We start from the raw sequence: 16499 nt of genomic DNA on the forward strand, positions 1-16499 counted from the left end.
CCCTGCCCTTGCTTGATTCAGGCCGTTCATAGCGAAAGCGCCATCCCGTGCATAACCGCGGGCTGTCGCTTTCACTGAACAATGCATTATAACATTTGTAAAATCATGCTGTCACTACTACCACACCAATTTTGTGAAATCGGCGTAACGCTTCAAATCTCCATCGATACCGGAGAGCAGTGCGAGACGATTGGCCCGAACCGCTTCGTCCTCTGCCATGACCATAACGGAGTCGAAGAACCCGGTAATCGGTTCTTTGAGTCCACCCAGCAAGGACAAAGAGCGTTCGCCGTCAGCAGCTTCCAGCGCAGCATGGTAATCTTCGCGAATCGCGTTCCAAGCTTCATAAAGCTTGCCTTCTTCCGTTTCCGTGAACAGTTCAGGATTGACAGCAGCCTTGCCGGCCTTGGCTGCCAAATTGCTGACCCGGTTGAAGGATTCTACCGTTGTTTTGAAATCCTGGACATGATCCACAGCATTCATCAGCGCATGACCGCGGGACACAACCGACACCACATGATCAAATCCAGCGGTAATGACGGCATCCACCACATCATAGCGCTGATCTTCGGACAGGAGCTTCTTCACGCGAAGTCCGAAGAATTCTTTAAGGTCCTTGCGGATTTCGTCCGTCGAGCGCTTCAAAACGCGAATGTTCTCGTGAACCTCCAGGGCCACACCGAAGACATCCGATAGCGTCACCGGGAGTTTGTGCTCCAAGATGATCTGAACGATGCCCGCAGCCTGACGGCGCAGTGCATAAGGATCCTGGGAGCCTGTCGGAATGATGCCGATGGAGAAGCATCCCACGATCGTGTCGATTTTATCCGCGATGCTTACGATGGATCCCACCGAGGTGGAAGGCACCGCGTCACCGGCGAAGCGAGGCTGGTAATGCTCAAACACCGCTTTGGCCACCTGCTCCTTCTCACCGGCTTTTCTTGCATAATCCTCTCCCATAACACCCTGCAATTCAGGGAATTCATAAACCATCTGGGTCACCAGATCGAATTTGCAAATATCGGCTGCACGGCTTACAGAATCTGCTTCGTCAGCCGAAATGCTAAGCTTCGCGGACAACTGATCGGAAATCCGGCGGATTCTGCGGACTTTATCGCCGATGGTCCCCAGCTCCTCATGGAAAACGATGCTCTCCAGCTTCGATAAAGCGTCTTTAATCTGAAGCTTCTGATCCTCCTCATAGAAGAATTTCGCGTCCGACAAACGAGCCCGCAGCACCTTTTCATTCCCTCTTGCGATAACGTCCAGGGAACGGCTGTCCCCGCTGCGCACGGTTACGAAGAACGGAAGCAATTGTCCCTGCTTATCCAGCACAGGGAAATACCGCTGATGCTCTCGCATTGAAGTAATCAATACTTCCTGCGGAATATGAAGGAATGAGGAGTCGAATGCTCCGTACAGCACGGTTGGGGTCTCAACCAGGAACAATACCTCTTCGAGCAAATCATCCTTGATGGCGATATTCCAATCTTTCTCTTGGGCCAATGCCTGGATCTGCGATACAATCATCTCTTGGCGTTCATTCACATCCACGATGACATGCTGTTCACGCAATACGTCGCGGTATGCCGATGCCTCTGGAATAACGGCTTCTCCGCCAAGGAAACGGTGTCCACGGGTCACGTTACCGGCCTTCACGCCCGTAATTTCCAGATCAATCGTCTCACTGCCGAGCAAAGCGACCATCCACTTAATCGGACGGACGAATTTAAATTCGTGCGCCCCCCAGCGCATATTTTTCGGGAAGGTCATCGAAGTCAAAATGCCAAGGAGTCCTTCGGACAGGATCGACTTCGTATCCACGCCGACGCTGTTCTTCGTCACATAGATATACTCTACTCCGCCGAGCTCCTTGAACGTAAAACTCTCGGGATCCACGCCCTGGCTTTTTGCAAAACCAAGCGCAGCCTTGCTCCACTGTCCGCTATCATCCAACGCGATCTTGCGGGAAGGCCCTTTCACTTCCTCGCTGACATCCTCTTGTTTATCCGCAACGTTCTGTACCCATACCGCCAAGCGGCGCGGCGTAGCATATGCCGTCACTTCTCCATGTCCGATTCTGGAAGTTTCCAGCCATTTGACTAATTTGTCCTGAAGCTGTTCCATCGCGGCGCGCAGAAATCTCGCCGGGACCTCTTCCAGACCGATTTCAAACAATAAATCCTTAGACATGGTCTGCGCCCCCTTTCTTAATCAGCGGGAAGCCCAGCTTCTCGCGCTCCTCCAAATACGTAGCTGCAACCTGACGAGCCAGGTTTCGCACGCGCATAATGTACCCCGTTCTCTCCGTTACACTGATCGCCCCTCTGGCATCCAGCAGGTTAAACGTGTGGGAGCATTTTAAAACATAGTCGTATGCCGGGAATACCAAACTTTGGCTCATTGCTTTGTTCGCTTCTTCTTCATACATGTTAAACAGCGTAAACAGCATCTTAACGTCGGACACCTCAAAGGTGTACTTCGAATGCTCGAATTCCGGCTGATGGAATACATCTCCGTAGGTGATGCCGTCTACCCACTCCAGATCGAACACATTCTCTTTATCCTGGATATAGGATGCAAGACGCTCCATGCCATAGGTAATCTCTACAGCGACTGGGCTTGCGTCGATGCCGCCAACCTGCTGGAAGTACGTAAACTGCGTAATTTCCATACCATCCAGCCATACTTCCCAGCCTAGGCCCCATGCACCAAGCGTCGGCGCTTCCCAATTGTCCTCAACAAAACGGATGTCATGATCGAGCGGATTAATGCCAAGACGCTTCAAGCTCTCCAAATACAGCTCTTGAATATTGTCCGGCGAAGGTTTCAAAATAACCTGAAATTGGTGATGCTGATAGAGACGGTTCGGGTTCTCTCCATAGCGGCCGTCAGCAGGCCGACGGGAAGGCTCTACATACGCTACGTTCCAAGGCTCGGGTCCGATCGAACGCAAATACGTCATCGGGTTCATCGTACCGGCACCTTTTTCCGTGTCGTACGGCTGCACGATGATGCAATTCTGTTCTGCCCAAAATTGCTGCAGCGTCAAAATCATCTGCTGGAAGTTCATGATTTTAGCTCCTTTACATTCTTTTTCAAATTCACTCCACCATACTTTTCCATTCTCTGTACAACAAAAAGCTCTCGCCCTACGCCTGTTGTACAGACATAGGGACGAGAGCTGTAGCTTCCCGCGGTTCCACCCTACTTGGTCCTGCTGATTCGCCGACACAATTCAGTCTTCAGCGATAAGCAAAACCCACTTTATCGTTTCACCATGCTCCCGGGTGCCCTGTTCATGAATATCTCCCACCAGGCTTCCACCGCCCCCGGCTCGCTATTTCGCGGATGATCATTCACTACTTTCCCGTTCAATGCATGTCAGTATTCAAAAAACTAATAAACTGATAAATATAATACCTCATTCTATATCTTACGTCAAATATTGTACTTGTCCATTTGGTCCAAAAAGTTTTGCGATTTTAGACGCAGCCCAAGCTGCATATCCATTAAGGCCCGCATGACTTTTTTGAGCTCGGCCTTGGTTTCGTCCTTTACATCCACATTGCCCAGCCGTCTTAAATCCAGCCGTCCAAACAGGCGCAGCAGCTTCAGTGTTCTGGGTGAGATCGCCATCGCCGGCGGATCCAAATGTTTGCAATAACGGCACAGTACCCCTCCAAGCCGGGGGCTCACCAACATATCCTCGTCTTTTCTGGGCTGATTGCACGATATGCACACATCCAGCTCCGGCCCGTACCCTGCAGTCTGCAGAATTTTCATCTCGTACAGATTGATGATAATTTGAGGATCCTTATCCTCCTGAAGCGCCTCCAGACAGGCTTTGAGCTGATGAAACCAAAAAGCGCCCGTCTCCTCATCCTGCAGCACCCGATCCAAGAGCTCGCAGGCATAAGAAGCATAGGCCGCTTTCACAAGATCCTCCCTGAGCCCGTGGTGAGACTCCATGATCTCACCGGCATTCAAGTTGCCGAGCCCCGTACCATTTCGGAAGAAAACATACTCTCCATAGGTAAATAGCTGTGTCAGAGCAGCATGTCGGCTTTTCACCTTCTTTGCTCCTCTGACCAGCACGCCTACCTTGCCCGATTCTTTGGTGCAAAGTGTAATGATTTTGTTCCCTTCACCGTAGTCCATGCTGCGGATGACAATCCCTTCCGCCCGATATAGCATGCGCTTTCCCCCAACCATTCCTGGAACAACCAATAATTACTCGTCTTCTTCATGCGGGGCCGCCTCATCTTCAACGGATGCAGCTGTAAGAACCGACTCACCCTCGGTTTCCTTATACAGCAAATACGCATCGACATCTCCAGTCATCGCAAAATACTTCCACGAAAAATCTCGCATTCGTATTCATCCTCTCTTCGGAAATGACGTTTCGCATCTACGAAAATTAGGATGTGCGCCTAGAGCAGATTTATGAAATGCAATTGTTGGCAGGCGGCACCGTGTATGATTTGCCTCCGATTTGCACTGCGGCTTTATTACTCCCCGCGGTGAAATCCGAGATCGCGAAGAACGCGTTCTTGATTGCGCCAATCTTTTTTAACTTTAACCCAGAGCTCCAAGAAAATCTTGGATCCGAGCAGCCTTTGAATATCCTGACGGGCTTGTCTGCCAACTTCTTTTAGCAGAGCACCCTGCTTGCCGATAATGATACCCTTCTGGGAGTCGCGTTCAACAAAAATAACGGCTGAAATATATACAGTTCCGTTCTCCTCCACCCGCATATCCTCAATGGTAACCGCTATGGAATGAGGAATTTCCTCTCTTGTCATGTGCAAAATTTTCTCGCGAATCAGCTCTGCGCACACGAACTGCTCCGGATGATCCGTCACCTGATCTTCAGGATAATACTGTGGGCCAGGAGGCAAATACTTCTGTATCTGTTCTAGCAGCGTGTCAACATTGCTGCCGAGCTTCGCGGAAATCGGGACGATCTCTGCAAAATCATGCAGCTTCCGATACTGCTCAATCAGAGGCAGCAGTGCGGGCGGCTCAATCTTGTCGATTTTATTCATCACCAGGATGATCGGAGTCTTGATCTTTTGCAGCTGCTCGGCGATGTAACGGTCTCCCCCGCCGATGCCCTCCGAAGCGTCTACCAGAAATAAGGCGGCTTCCACTTCACCTAGCGTGCTCAAAGCAGTCTGATTCATGTAATCCCCAAGCTTGGATTGACGCTTATGAATCCCCGGCGTATCCAGAAAAACCACTTGGGAATCGTTGGTCGTATATACGCCATGAATTTTATTTCTTGTTGTTTGCGGTTTGTCCGACATGATGGCAATCTTCTGACCGATCACCTGATTCATCAGCGTTGATTTTCCTACGTTCGGTCTCCCGATAATAGCCACAAACCCGGACTTAAATTGTTTTTTTTGCATACCATTCCTCCGCTACTGTTCCTGTATCTACGTGTTGTGTAAACCTTGATTTGATCCTATTCATTTGCAGACTTACTTGTTTAAATCCCATGGACCGAACGCTCCCGGCAGCAGTTCGCTGACGGTCGTCTCCTTGATATCACCCTTCATATTGCCCATGATCACCTTCATATCCGGCTTGCACAGCTCCACCAGCACTTGCCGGCATACCCCGCATGGCGTGCACGGGCCGTCCGTATCGGCAACAATGGCAATGGCTTGGAAGCTCCCTGCTTCATGACCGTCGGCAATCGCACGGAACAATGCGGTGCGCTCAGCACAATTGGTAGGACCGTATGCGGCATTCTCTACATTACAGCCAAGATGTACCTCTCCGCGCGAATCGAGCAGGGCTGCTCCCACACCAAATGTTGAATAGGGTATGTAAGCCCGCGTACGTGCTTTAATCGCTTCCTGCATTAACAATCCTGCTTCCATGTCTAGTTCCTCCTATTTATTCAACTTGTCATTGATTGCATCCATTCCCATACCGGTTCATAGAAGACCAGAATGCCGATCACGACGGCAAACACCGCTGCAACTAACGCTGCACCGGCTGCTGTATCCTTAGCCACCCGAGCTAATACATGTTCTTCTGGCGAGATCAGATCGATAATGGCCTCTACCGCAGTATTTACCAGCTCCGCGATAAATACGAGGGCAATCGCCAATACCAAAAACAACCAACTCACTCGGTCCAATTGCAGCAAAGCTGCTGCGATGAATACAATCAAGGCAGCAGCAATGTGGATTTTCATATTGCGTTCCGTTTGTACAGCCGTCAAGATGCCTCGCATCGCGCACCCAAATGCCCTGTATAACGATTGTCTGTGCGGCTTCACTATCTTGTCAATCCTACTTCTGCAAGTACAGCCTCCTGTTTGCCCATCATTTCCGCTTCGCTCGCCTCATCTTGATGATCATATCCGAGCAAATGTAGAAATCCGTGAACAAACAGAAAACCGAGTTCCCGTTCCAACGAATGGCCGTATTCTTCGCTTTGCAGCTTGGCCCGAGGAACCGAGATAATGATATCTCCCAGAACATCCGGAACGCTCTCCAGTTCTTCTCCCTCTTCCAGCTCATAAATGATCTCGAGCTCATCGTTCGTAATTTCATTCATCGCAAAGGAGAGGACGTCGGTCGGACGATCGATTCCCCGGTACTCCCGGTTCAATTCATGGATCTGTTCATCATCGACAAAGGTCAGATCCACCTCTCCATCGGTTACTCCTTCAGCCTCTCCGGCCTTCTGAAGAATCACTTCAAGCAGGGCGATCAATTCCTCGCTAATCTGAAAATCCTCTTGTTCATTATTCCATGCCAGCTGCAGGCTCATTCTTATACGCTCCTTCTCTGTTCCTCACTCGTTGCGGATGTCTCGGAAGCAGTCGATATATCGCCATTTGGGGCGGACGGCTTGGGACGCTTCACATCTTCCGGGTATTCGATCCGGGAATGGAAAATCCCCATCACCGTCTCCTTTAACGTCTTGGCAATAATATCCAATTCCTTCATCGTTAAATCGCAATCATTAAACTGATGGTCATCCAGGCGGCCTTTGATAATCTTCTCGATCATCGATTCAACCTGTTCCACCGTCGGTTTACGCAATGAACGGACAGCCGCTTCCACGCTGTCGGCAATGCCGACAATTGCAGACTCCTTGGATTGAGCCTTCGGCCCTGGATAACGGAAATCATCTTCAGTGAAATCCGGTTCGATGCCCTGCTCCTCAGCCTGGCGAACCGCTTTATGATAAAAATAGTGTAAAAACGTTGTACCATGATGCTGCTCTGCGATATCCCGTATCGGTTTAGGGAGCTTGTACTCCTTGAGCATTTCCACGCCATCCCTTGCGTGAGCAACGATAATGGATTTGCTCAGCTTCGGTTCAATGGAATCATGCGGGTTCTCCATATTGTTCTGGTTCTCGATAAAATAGATCGGCCGCTTGGTTTTTCCGATATCATGATAGTAGGAACCGACGCGGCACAGCAGTCCGTTGGCGCCTATCGCTTCCGCCGCAGCTTCGGACAAGTTTCCGACCATGACACTGTGATGATAAGTTCCTGGCGTCTCCGTCAGCAGTTTACGAAGCAGCGGATGGTTCGGGTTCGATAATTCCACCAGCTTCAGTGCCGACAGAATACCGAAGGTGACTTCGAAGAACGGCATTAACCCGATAACCAGGATGGCCGTTAACAATCCGCCCGCGATGGCAAAACCGATCGAATACAGCGTTTCGCTCGTAGTCCATGTATCGTTATTGAGCAGCAGCATAATGAACACGATCAAGGCGCCGAAGAGAGACGCCATAATGCCGCCCTTCAACATCGTCGACCGCTGGCTTGCGCGGTGAATCGAGAAGATCGCCACGCAGGAAGTCACGGCTGCGAATAACCCGAATTTGAAGTCAAACAATTCGCCTTGGACGTTCAATATGACACTTGCCATGATGCTGAAAATGATGACGCTGAAATAGGCCAACGAGGTTTCCAGCAGCAGGGTAACCAGAATCGCGCCAATCGCGACCGGCGCAAGATATCCCACATACATCTGGGAATCGCTTTGCAGAAATGCGGTCAAATGCATGGTGATCAGCGTGATCACATACACCAAGACCAGCATCAGCAGCTGCGAGTTGTTATATTTGAATTTGCCGGGTTCCGACTGCCGGATGAAAGTCAGTATGCCAAGAGACAGCAAGACGGACAGTAGCAGCACGCCCAGCTCCGGCCAGTAATTAATATCGTCCTTCAGCAGGCCGTTTTTACCAAGCAGCTCATACAGCTCCGGTGTGATAAGCTGGCCTTTCGCCACGAGGATGTCCCCTTGTTTGATAAATACGGGCGGGGTATTCTCCCGGGCCTCAACCTTCGCATTCTTCGTGGCAACCTCATCGTAGAACTTATTGGCCGTAATCGTTAAACTCGCCAATTCCTGAACGACTTCCCTGGCGGTCCGATCATTCAACGAACTTGTGTTCACTCTCTCAGCCACGCGGGTACGGGCCGTATCGGCATCGACGATCTCGTTTAGCATCAGCCTGGATACGATCTCGCGAGCTACAGGCTTCATCTGAATAATATCTTCGGAATTCAACCTCGGCATCTTAATGAATGTTTCCTCTGGAATCCGATAGGTTTGTTCTTCGATGACCCGCTGCATTTCCTGAAGCAGCTCTTTGGAATAGGCTTCGTTCGTGCTGTTGGCCGACACGAAATTTTGCACGAATTCTCTAGCCATTCTCGGAATTTCATTTCGATAAATTTCAACTTTTTCGGCGGAGCTGATATCCACGTCCTGGTTCAAACGTTCAATCCGGTCAAGGATTTGCGTGACCAGAACGTCGTTTCGCAGAGGAACGAGAGGGTAAATCGGCTGGACGTTCTCCGCAGCCGCCTCCTGTGCCTTCAGCGTTGCCTTGCTATCCTCAATTTGTACTGGTGCTACGATATTTTTTTCGCTTTTCGTATTGACCTGTATGTCATACCGCTCCGGCAAAAGCTTGGATGCTAGACTGATATAAAAGAGTAAAGCAAGCAGCAAAAACAGAATATAGCGTGTTGCCACGCTATATTTCCATCCGCTGTTTTTACCCCATATGGACTTGTCCGTCGATGGTTCTTTGGAGGCCATTGCGACAATCCCCTTTAATCTTGGTTTTCTGCTGCTTTATCATAAGCGACGATGATTTTTTGTACTAAAGAGTGACGTACAACATCCTGTTCGGCAAAATAGACGAAGCCGACTTCCTCAATTCCGCTTAATATCGTTTTAGCTTCGATAAGTCCTGATTTTTTGCCCCGCGGCAGGTCAATCTGGGTCACGTCCCCTGTAATGACCATCTTCGAGCCGAATCCAAGCCGTGTCAAAAACATCTTCATCTGTTCCGGCGTGGTGTTCTGTGCTTCATCCAAAATAATAAATGAATCATCCAGCGTCCGCCCGCGCATGTAAGCAAGCGGCGCGATTTCAATCAAGCCACGCTCTAGCGCCTTGGCCGTTTGATCCGGGCCCATCACATCGTATAAGGCATCGTACAATGGTCTGAGATAAGGATCGACCTTCTCCTGCAGGTCTCCGGGCAGGAAGCCCAGGCTCTCTCCAGCCTCTACAGCCGGCCTTGTCAAAATGATCCTTTTGACGGATCCTTCCTTTAGTGCGGCAACAGCCAAAACGACGGCCAGGTAAGTTTTCCCTGTACCTGCAGGACCGATACCGAATACAATATCCCGCTTCTTGATGGTGGTCACATAGTGCTTCTGACCGATGGTTTTTACACGAATAGGCTTACCCTTGAAGGTTGTCGTAATCTCGCCCTTGTACAGATCCAGCAGCTGATCGGCCCTCAGATCCTTGGCGAGTTCCACAGCATAAAGAATATCACGCTCGGTCAAAATGTAGCCGTTGCGCACAAGCTGGAGCAGCACTTCAAACAGCTGCTGAAGACTCTCCACATTTCGATGTTGTCCCCGAATCGTGATGACCGCTTCCCGTGAATCAATCGTCGCAGGAATTTCTTTTTCGATTAATTTAAGAAATGTATCTTGTGGTCCGAATAAGGACAGACCCTCTGACGCGCTTTGAAGTAAAATTTGAATGCTGGTCGTTTGCTGTGACAAATAGCCTCATTCTCCTTGATCGTATACTATGGGAAGTTCTTTTGCGATGGTCTCTTCCACCTCAAAAAGCACTTTCATATAAACTTTACCATTCTCTTTCTTATCATGCAAAATTTTTTGGCTTACGAATTTTGAATCTGTTCCATATTTCGCCAAAATATCCCGGCGTGCCCCCTCGATTCCCTCTTTTTTCGCTTCTTCCTCGCTTATGGTCCGCTGGACCTCGGTAACCTCCATAATCTTTTCGGTCATCCAGCCCAGCGGAAGCACGCGCGTCCTCCACGTAAGCGGATCATAGAAGGTCAAGGTCTCCTGCTGGGAGAACGGAATATCCCCGTAGCCCCACAACTGAACGGCCCGATCGCCAAAAACGATATAGGAGCGCTTCTTCCCTTCCCCCGTATACACCTTATGGGTCTTTACCAATGGGATTTCGATATCGTATTCATGCCATACAAGGCCTTTCACTTCCCCTTTGGCTACAATTTGTTCCGAATTTTCCTCATCCCCAAGGACACCGGAGATCAGAATATCGCCCTTCTTCACCCGGCTGTTGATCCCTACTTTGGGAACCCCCTTCTCAGCGTATATATAGGTGATGACAGCGTCCTGCGTACTGATCAGATGCCTCGGACTCTGGAGCGGCGGTTTCTCCGGTACGGCCGCCTCCACAATCTGTATGCGTATGCGTGTCCCATTGCGTTCCACCCCTACCCATGAAGTTCCCGGAAGGCGGGCGGTCATATTCCCGGACAGCTTGTCCATCGATTGCAACTTGAATATCCATTGAAACGGGTAGATGCCTTCCTGCTTCGCCGCATCAAGCACATCTTCCGAAGCGATCGTTTCATTCCCCTCGACTTCTACGTTCCACACCATCGAGGAAAGCGTCAACAGAATCATAAAAAACGCAACAACGCCAATAACAAACGCTTTGCGTTTCAACAGGCGGCGGGCTTTGAAGGGGTATCCGTAGCGCCCCTTGATACGCGTACGGCAGCCTGTCCGTTTTAACAGCGGACGGAGCCCTCTGAAATCCTTCAGCAGCAGCTTAAGCTCTGCTGAGTGGGCTCCTGTCGGTGTTACATCCCAAACCGGAATCCCCGCCTCCGCCAATGAATTAATGAATGCTTCCACATGCTCACCGCGAACAGCGAGCTTCAAATATCCTCGAAGATGGATCATCGTCGGAATCTTCACGGTTTCTCCCCCGTTCCTATGTATTGAATATGATGAATGGTGCCAATGATGGTCACTTCATGACTTTGAATAGCCTGAATCGCAAGTCCGGTCCCCGAAATCTCCAAAGAACCCTGCGTTAAAGACAACACAAGTCGTTCCTCGGAAAAATGCCGGACTCCGCGATGATTTTCGATATGCAGCTCTTTATTGCCAATCAGGGTCAACCGCGGCAAATCAAATAACAGGTCCTGTGGCAAATCAAGCATTTCTTGGGTCCATTTTTGCAGCTTGCGGCTGATGCGGGACATATGGAGACTTTCCCCCTTCCTGTACTGTACACCTTATGCCCCAAGAAGCTGTTTTATGAGATCAAAAGTAAAAAGACCGCCCCGTCAAAAAAATCTGACGAGGCGGTCTCCCGCTTCTATAAATCTATGAATTGAGTCTAATTTACGTTGATCTTGTACAAGAAATTTGGCTCGAAGAGCTCGAAAGAATCCGCTAATTTAACGGCGAGGATTCATGGGGCGCTTGGCACGCGGAGTTCCCAGAATTTCGGCCCAAACAATGCCGTTTCGAGCTTGTTCTGCAAGAAACGATCCACTGCCCCTAGACTGTTCACGATCTTCATCTCGGCTTTCGACAACCGTTTCAGGTAATGCGATAGTCATCTGGTTCAAATTCGAGTGAATCCGGTTCAAATCCCTCTCCATCATCTCGATTCTATGATCTATGCTATCGGGGTGAGATCTCATCTCTTCCTCACGTCTCGCTCGATCAATCTCTTGATGTTCCAGAGAGTATCCGTTCCCGGTATCCATTTCTTCTTCATCCATCCGCTCGATCCGGGTGCTTTCCTGAACAGGTGCCGGACGGGAGACTTGCGGAGTCGTCTGCACCCGTCTAACTTCAGGCCGCTGAGGCCGCTGCTGCCCCGGTCTTGCAGGACGGTCCCCTTCGCCGCCGAAGGACGGCATACGGGGATTTTTCCCCTCCTCAGGGTTCTTGCCGCGTCTTCCGAGGGCGGAGATGATGAAGAAGCCTATAACAGCTACAATGTAAAAATTTTCGATTAACCAGCTCACTATAGGCTCACCTCATCGTTACTTGTTTTTGTTGTCTCCGGGATTGTCATTATTTTCACCCATCTTACCGAAGGAACCCCTCATTTGCGTGTCGGCTTCGATATTCTTCAGGTTCATATAATCCATCACGCCCAGTTGACCGCTGCGAAGGGCTTCAGCCATAGCCAATGGAACTTGGGATTCCGATTCCACAACGCGCGCTCTCATCTCTACGACGCGAGCTTTCATCTCTTGCTCTTGGGCTACCGCCATCGCGCGGCGTTCTTCGGCCTTCGCCTGGGCAATGCGCTTGTCGGCTTCCGCCTGTTCTGTTTGCAGGTATGCACCAATATTCTTACCTACATCCACGTCCGCGATATCGATGGACAGAATTTCAAATGCTGTTCCCGCGTCGAGTCCCTTGGACAGGACCGTTCTGGAGATCAGGTCCGGGTTCTCAAGGACATCTTTATGCGAATTACTGGAACCTACCGTCGTTACGATACCTTCACCGACACGAGCAATAATCGTCTCTTCGCCAGCACCCCCGACCAAACGGTCAATGTTGGCACGTACGGTTACACGGGCTTTAACTTTGACTTCAATACCGTCTTTGGCTACGGCTGCTACAACCGGCGTTTCGATAACACGAGGGTTAACGCTCATTTGCACCGCCTGCAGAACATCACGTCCGGCAAGGTCAATCGCCGCAGCTCTTTCAAACTCGAGCGGAATATTGGCGCGTTGGGCTGCAATCAAGGCGTTGACCACCCGGTCTACGTTACCGCCTGCGAGATAGTGACTCTCCAGCTGGTTGATGTTAAGGCCAAGTCCTGCCTTGGTTGCCTTGATGAGCGGATTCACAATCCGGCTTGGGGTTACGCGCCGCAGGCGCATGGCCACCAATGTAATAATCCCGATGCGCACGCCGGAAGCGAGCGCCGAAATCCAGAGCATTAACGGGAAGAAACTGAAAAACACGCTAAGCACGATAATCGCGACAACACCGATTAGAAGAATCGGTACCAATGAACCATCCAATTCCATATTCGTTTACCCTCCATTATTAAATATTTGCCTTCATCACTTGGATCGTTTAAACACTAGCCCTTTTAATACTACACAATTCCGTGACGAGGTTCACCCTTTTTCTTCCTCTACCACAATTCTGGTGCCGTCCGTTTTGATGACGCGGACCGGTCGACCGGAATCGATGAATCCTCCGAGGGTAACCACATCAAGCCGCCGTCCCTCAAGCTCCATCGTTCCAGCCGGTCGAAGCGGCGTAATCGAAGTTCCGACCAGACCGATCAGTACATCCCGGTCTTCATTCGGAATATACCCCTGCTCTTTGGATAAGCTGTCACTGAGAATAAACTTCCGCCATATTCCCCGTTCCTTAAATACGAGAGCGACCACGATGATAGCCACCAGAGCACAAGCCGCCCCAATACCTAGGGATAGAGCCACATGAGACGTGCTGTAGGCCGCCATAACAACGCCGGCAATCAAGCTGGCTGATCCAATGATGCCCAGTATCCCGAAGCTTGGCACAAACAGCTCCATCGCCAGCATCACGATACCGATCACAAACAGCAGCCAATTCTCCCAACCGGCAAATCCGGCGACCTGGTTACCGAAGAAATACAGTACGAATGCAACCACACCAAGAATTCCCGGCACACCAAAGCCCGGAACGATCACTTCGATAATGACACCTGCAATACCGATGAAGAGCAGGAGCGCCATGACACCGGGATGCGTGAGGAAGGTAGCCAGCTTCTCTGAGAAGGTCTGCTCCATCCGAAATACGTCCTGCGTGGAGTAGTCCATCCACGTGATGACTTCTTCCGTGCTGTTCGCAATCGTATCCGCATAACCCGTCTTCAGCGCTTCATCATGCGTCAAGGATATGATATCGCCTGGCTGCTTTGTCAAACCGATTTCAGGCACTTCAACCTTTAAATTGAGGTCAGCCATTCCTTTGGCGATCTCCGGATTTCGGCCTGAAGCTTCAGCAGCACTAGCCATGCTGGTTTTCCACCAGGAAACCATCTTGGCATCCTCGATCGGATTCCCCCTGGCATCCACCATATAAGCCGCGCCAATCATACTGCCCGGCGACATGGCAATCTTGTCTGCGTTCAGCGCAATGTAACTCCCGGCCGATGCGGCATTACCCGTGATGTAAGCCACAACCGGAATATCGCTGCCCTTCATCAAGGCTGCAATTTTACCCGCTTGGTCAACCAGACCTCCCGGCGTATCAATTTCCAGGACGATCAGTCCTGCCGCCATCTCCTCGGCTTCCTTAAATCCACGCTCCATAAAGCTGGTTAAGCCGCGCTCGATCTGCTGCTTGACCGGAATGACATACACCGACCCGATGTTCGCAGCCACCGCGGATTTCACCGGACCTACATACATTCCGATCGATATCAGCATCATAATGGCTGCTGCCGTGAATGTCAGCAATTTGCGGATCCAAAACGGTCTGCTCATCTGTTCCCCTCCTTTTCGACGTATTAAGCCATCTGTACCCTAACTTCGACAAAAAGGGTTCAGCGACCTGCCTTTTGCATAAGCATATGTATCTACTTGCCCTCATATGGTAGTTATTACGAATCAGAAACGATTTCGTTTCAAAAAGTATGCCCATCCTTAAAAAAAACCATCGCGAAAAGGCGATTCTCGAAAACATCCCTCGGATAAAAAGAAAAAACACCCCTTGAGAAAACAAGGGGTGTTTCACTTATGTTGTTACAGAAATTGTTGAACAACTTGATTGACAAGCTTTCCATCTGCACGCCCTTTAACTTTCGGCATGAGAGCGCTCATTACTTTACCCATCTCGGCTTTTGAAGAAGCACCGGTTTCCTGGATGGTCTGCTGTACAATGACTTTAATTTCTTCTTCAGTAAGCTGTTCCGGGAGGTAGGCGCTAAGGAGCTCAATTTCTGCTTTTGCATCGGCGGCAAGATCGTCGCGTCCCGCTTTTTCAAATTCTTGGAGGGCATCTTTGCGCTGTTTGATTTCACGACTAAAAATATCAAGCACTTCGTTGTCATCCAAACTTCGTTTCAAATCTATTTCAAGATTTTTTATCGTCGAACGAACCATTCGAATCGTTGAGAGTTTGAACTTGTCCTTACTCTTCATCGCTTGCTTCATATCTTCGTTCAATCGTTCGCTAAGATTCATGCTAGTTCAGATCCTCCTAAAACTTTCTCTTACGAGCAGCCTCGGACTTTTTCTTGCGCTTTACGCTTGGCTTTTCATAATGCTTGCGTTTCTTCACTTCAGCCAATACGCCATCTTTAGCAATGGAACGCTTGAAGCGACGAAGTGCAGCATCAATTGTCTCGTTTTTGCGAACTTTAGTTTCAGACACCAGTTTTCCCTCCCTCCGACCAGACCGTCCAAGAGCATTAACACGGTTCATCAAACTTCATTATAGGGCAAACGGAAATAAGGTGTCAACCTTAGGCGTCTATTTTACGATAGTCGAAAGAATTGGAACAACCCCGCTGCGACATTGGACAGCGAGGCTGATCTATTTCTTCATTGGCCCGATGTTATGTATGAGCGGGCGAAATGCCTGTTAAAGCGCCTAAACGGCGACCGCCCATCAGGTGATAGTGCACATGAAACACGGATTGTTCCCCATCGGGTCCGCAGTTGTTAATTAATCGGTAACCGCTCTCCGCAATGCCCAGCTTCGCAGCGGCTTCTTTAGCCGCTTTGTGCATCTCGCCAATCAGCAGCAAATCTTCATCCTGAATATCGTTCATGGATGCGATATGCTTCTTGGGAATAATCAGGACATGAACCGGCGCCTCCGGATTAATGTTTTGAAATACAAGCACCTTATCATTTTCGAGTACCTTCGTGGAAGGAAGCTCACCCTCTACGATTTTGCAAAAAAGACAATCCATCACGGTTACCCCTTTCATACGTTTACATGCTTTTATCATATAAGAAATTAGGCAATGCGTCCAATAGATGACAATTAGGGACGACACAAAAAAAAGAGAAGCACCCCTGGAACGCAGCTGTCCAGTAAGGAGGCGCTTCATCACGAGAGCAAGGGAAAAGATAGGAATCTCTCATGATCAAGCGCCTGCCCGGTGCTTCTTATATATGTCGGCTTATCTGTACTATAACAGGGCCAT

General features: G+C 49.8%; 18 protein-coding genes. All 18 read right to left on the reverse strand.

What is annotated here, in order from left to right:
* Nucleotides 1–117: 117 nt before the first annotated feature.
* Nucleotides 118–2193, reverse strand: a complete 2076-nt coding sequence (gene glyS / locus ACETK5_RS19060) for a glycine--tRNA ligase subunit beta (RefSeq protein ID WP_100535920.1) — start codon at nucleotides 2191–2193, stop codon at nucleotides 118–120.
* Complete coding sequence (gene glyQ, locus ACETK5_RS19065) at nucleotides 2186–3073, reverse strand: glycine--tRNA ligase subunit alpha (protein ID WP_100535919.1); 888 nt, start codon at nucleotides 3071–3073, stop codon at nucleotides 2186–2188. Before glyQ ends, glyS begins: the two co-directional genes overlap by 8 nt.
* Before the next feature lie 368 nt (nucleotides 3074–3441).
* Entirely contained in the window at nucleotides 3442–4197 is a 756-nt protein-coding gene (gene recO / locus ACETK5_RS19070; protein WP_100535918.1) for a DNA repair protein RecO, read from the reverse strand.
* A 36-nt stretch (nucleotides 4198–4233) separates the two neighbouring features.
* Complete coding sequence (locus tag ACETK5_RS19075; protein WP_074961956.1) at nucleotides 4234–4374, reverse strand: YqzL family protein; 141 nt, start codon at nucleotides 4372–4374, stop codon at nucleotides 4234–4236.
* A 137-nt stretch (nucleotides 4375–4511) separates the two neighbouring features.
* Nucleotides 4512–5414: a GTPase Era gene (gene era, locus ACETK5_RS19080; RefSeq protein ID WP_100535917.1), complete on the reverse strand. Its 903-nt coding sequence runs from the start codon at nucleotides 5412–5414 to the stop codon at nucleotides 4512–4514.
* Nucleotides 5415–5486: 72 nt separating this feature from the next.
* A complete protein-coding gene (cdd, locus tag ACETK5_RS19085) occupies nucleotides 5487–5891 on the reverse strand; it encodes a cytidine deaminase (RefSeq protein ID WP_100535916.1) in 405 nt (134 codons plus the stop codon).
* Nucleotides 5892–5911: 20 nt separating this feature from the next.
* Entirely contained in the window at nucleotides 5912–6295 is a 384-nt protein-coding gene (locus ACETK5_RS19090) for a diacylglycerol kinase family protein (RefSeq protein WP_394057141.1), read from the reverse strand.
* Entirely contained in the window at nucleotides 6295–6792 is a 498-nt protein-coding gene (gene ybeY, locus ACETK5_RS19095; RefSeq protein WP_100535915.1) for an rRNA maturation RNase YbeY, read from the reverse strand. The genes ACETK5_RS19090 and ybeY overlap by 1 nt, the downstream gene beginning before the upstream one ends.
* A gap of 2 nt (nucleotides 6793–6794) precedes the next feature.
* Nucleotides 6795–9095, reverse strand: a complete 2301-nt coding sequence (locus ACETK5_RS19100) for an HD family phosphohydrolase (protein ID WP_100535914.1) — start codon at nucleotides 9093–9095, stop codon at nucleotides 6795–6797.
* A 14-nt stretch (nucleotides 9096–9109) separates the two neighbouring features.
* On the reverse strand, nucleotides 9110–10081 hold the full coding sequence (locus ACETK5_RS19105) for a PhoH family protein (RefSeq protein WP_009590792.1): 972 nt from the start codon (nucleotides 10079–10081) through the stop codon (nucleotides 9110–9112).
* A 6-nt stretch (nucleotides 10082–10087) separates the two neighbouring features.
* Nucleotides 10088–11281: a sporulation protein YqfD gene (gene yqfD / locus ACETK5_RS19110; protein WP_100535913.1), complete on the reverse strand. Its 1194-nt coding sequence runs from the start codon at nucleotides 11279–11281 to the stop codon at nucleotides 10088–10090.
* The gene (gene yqfC, locus ACETK5_RS19115; RefSeq protein ID WP_071222936.1) at nucleotides 11278–11571 is read right to left on the reverse strand and encodes a sporulation protein YqfC; all 294 of its coding nucleotides are present in this window, start codon (nucleotides 11569–11571) and stop codon (nucleotides 11278–11280) included. The genes yqfD and yqfC overlap by 4 nt, the downstream gene beginning before the upstream one ends.
* A 198-nt stretch (nucleotides 11572–11769) precedes the next feature.
* A complete protein-coding gene (locus ACETK5_RS19120; protein ID WP_100535912.1) occupies nucleotides 11770–12348 on the reverse strand; it encodes a hypothetical protein in 579 nt (192 codons plus the stop codon).
* 18 nt (nucleotides 12349–12366) lie between these two features.
* Nucleotides 12367–13374 (reverse strand): flotillin-like protein FloA, encoded by a 1008-nt coding sequence (floA, locus tag ACETK5_RS19125; RefSeq protein WP_100535911.1) that lies wholly within the window; start codon nucleotides 13372–13374, stop codon nucleotides 12367–12369.
* A 93-nt stretch (nucleotides 13375–13467) separates the two neighbouring features.
* Nucleotides 13468–14829: an NfeD family protein gene (locus ACETK5_RS19130; protein WP_100535910.1), complete on the reverse strand. Its 1362-nt coding sequence runs from the start codon at nucleotides 14827–14829 to the stop codon at nucleotides 13468–13470.
* 258 nt (nucleotides 14830–15087) lie between these two features.
* Complete coding sequence (locus ACETK5_RS19135) at nucleotides 15088–15528, reverse strand: GatB/YqeY domain-containing protein (protein ID WP_006209020.1); 441 nt, start codon at nucleotides 15526–15528, stop codon at nucleotides 15088–15090.
* Between the two features lie 16 nt (nucleotides 15529–15544).
* Nucleotides 15545–15718, reverse strand: a complete 174-nt coding sequence (rpsU, locus tag ACETK5_RS19140; RefSeq protein WP_005547957.1) for a 30S ribosomal protein S21 — start codon at nucleotides 15716–15718, stop codon at nucleotides 15545–15547.
* A 184-nt stretch (nucleotides 15719–15902) separates the two neighbouring features.
* Complete coding sequence (locus tag ACETK5_RS19145) at nucleotides 15903–16262, reverse strand: histidine triad nucleotide-binding protein (protein WP_071222932.1); 360 nt, start codon at nucleotides 16260–16262, stop codon at nucleotides 15903–15905.
* Nucleotides 16263–16499 lie beyond the last annotated feature (237 nt).

This window comes from Paenibacillus ilasis (assembly GCF_043195395.1).
Lineage (GTDB): Bacteria > Bacillota > Bacilli > Paenibacillales > Paenibacillaceae > Paenibacillus_AQ > Paenibacillus_AQ lautus.

Bases quoted from the DNA above. Each gene is read 5' to 3' on its own strand.
- glyS (WP_100535920.1), bottom strand. From the start codon at position 2,193: ATGTCTAAGGATTTATTGTTTGAAATCGGTCTGGAAGAGGTCCCGGCG.
- glyQ (WP_100535919.1), bottom strand. From the start codon at position 3,073: ATGAACTTCCAGCAGATGATTTTGACGCTGCAGCAATTTTGGGCAGAA.
- recO (WP_100535918.1), bottom strand. From the start codon at position 4,197: ATGCTATATCGGGCGGAAGGGATTGTCATCCGCAGCATGGACTACGGT.
- ACETK5_RS19075 (WP_074961956.1), bottom strand. From the start codon at position 4,374: ATGCGAGATTTTTCGTGGAAGTATTTTGCGATGACTGGAGATGTCGAT.
- era (WP_100535917.1), bottom strand. From the start codon at position 5,414: ATGCAAAAAAAACAATTTAAGTCCGGGTTTGTGGCTATTATCGGGAGA.
- cdd (WP_100535916.1), bottom strand. From the start codon at position 5,891: ATGGAAGCAGGATTGTTAATGCAGGAAGCGATTAAAGCACGTACGCGG.
- ybeY (WP_100535915.1), bottom strand. From the start codon at position 6,792: ATGAGCCTGCAGCTGGCATGGAATAATGAACAAGAGGATTTTCAGATT.
- ACETK5_RS19100 (WP_100535914.1), bottom strand. From the start codon at position 9,095: ATGGCCTCCAAAGAACCATCGACGGACAAGTCCATATGGGGTAAAAAC.
- yqfC (WP_071222936.1), bottom strand. From the start codon at position 11,571: ATGTCCCGCATCAGCCGCAAGCTGCAAAAATGGACCCAAGAAATGCTT.
- floA (WP_100535911.1), bottom strand. From the start codon at position 13,374: ATGGAATTGGATGGTTCATTGGTACCGATTCTTCTAATCGGTGTTGTC.
- ACETK5_RS19130 (WP_100535910.1), bottom strand. From the start codon at position 14,829: ATGAGCAGACCGTTTTGGATCCGCAAATTGCTGACATTCACGGCAGCA.
- ACETK5_RS19135 (WP_006209020.1), bottom strand. From the start codon at position 15,528: ATGAATCTTAGCGAACGATTGAACGAAGATATGAAGCAAGCGATGAAG.
- ACETK5_RS19145 (WP_071222932.1), bottom strand. From the start codon at position 16,262: ATGGATTGTCTTTTTTGCAAAATCGTAGAGGGTGAGCTTCCTTCCACG.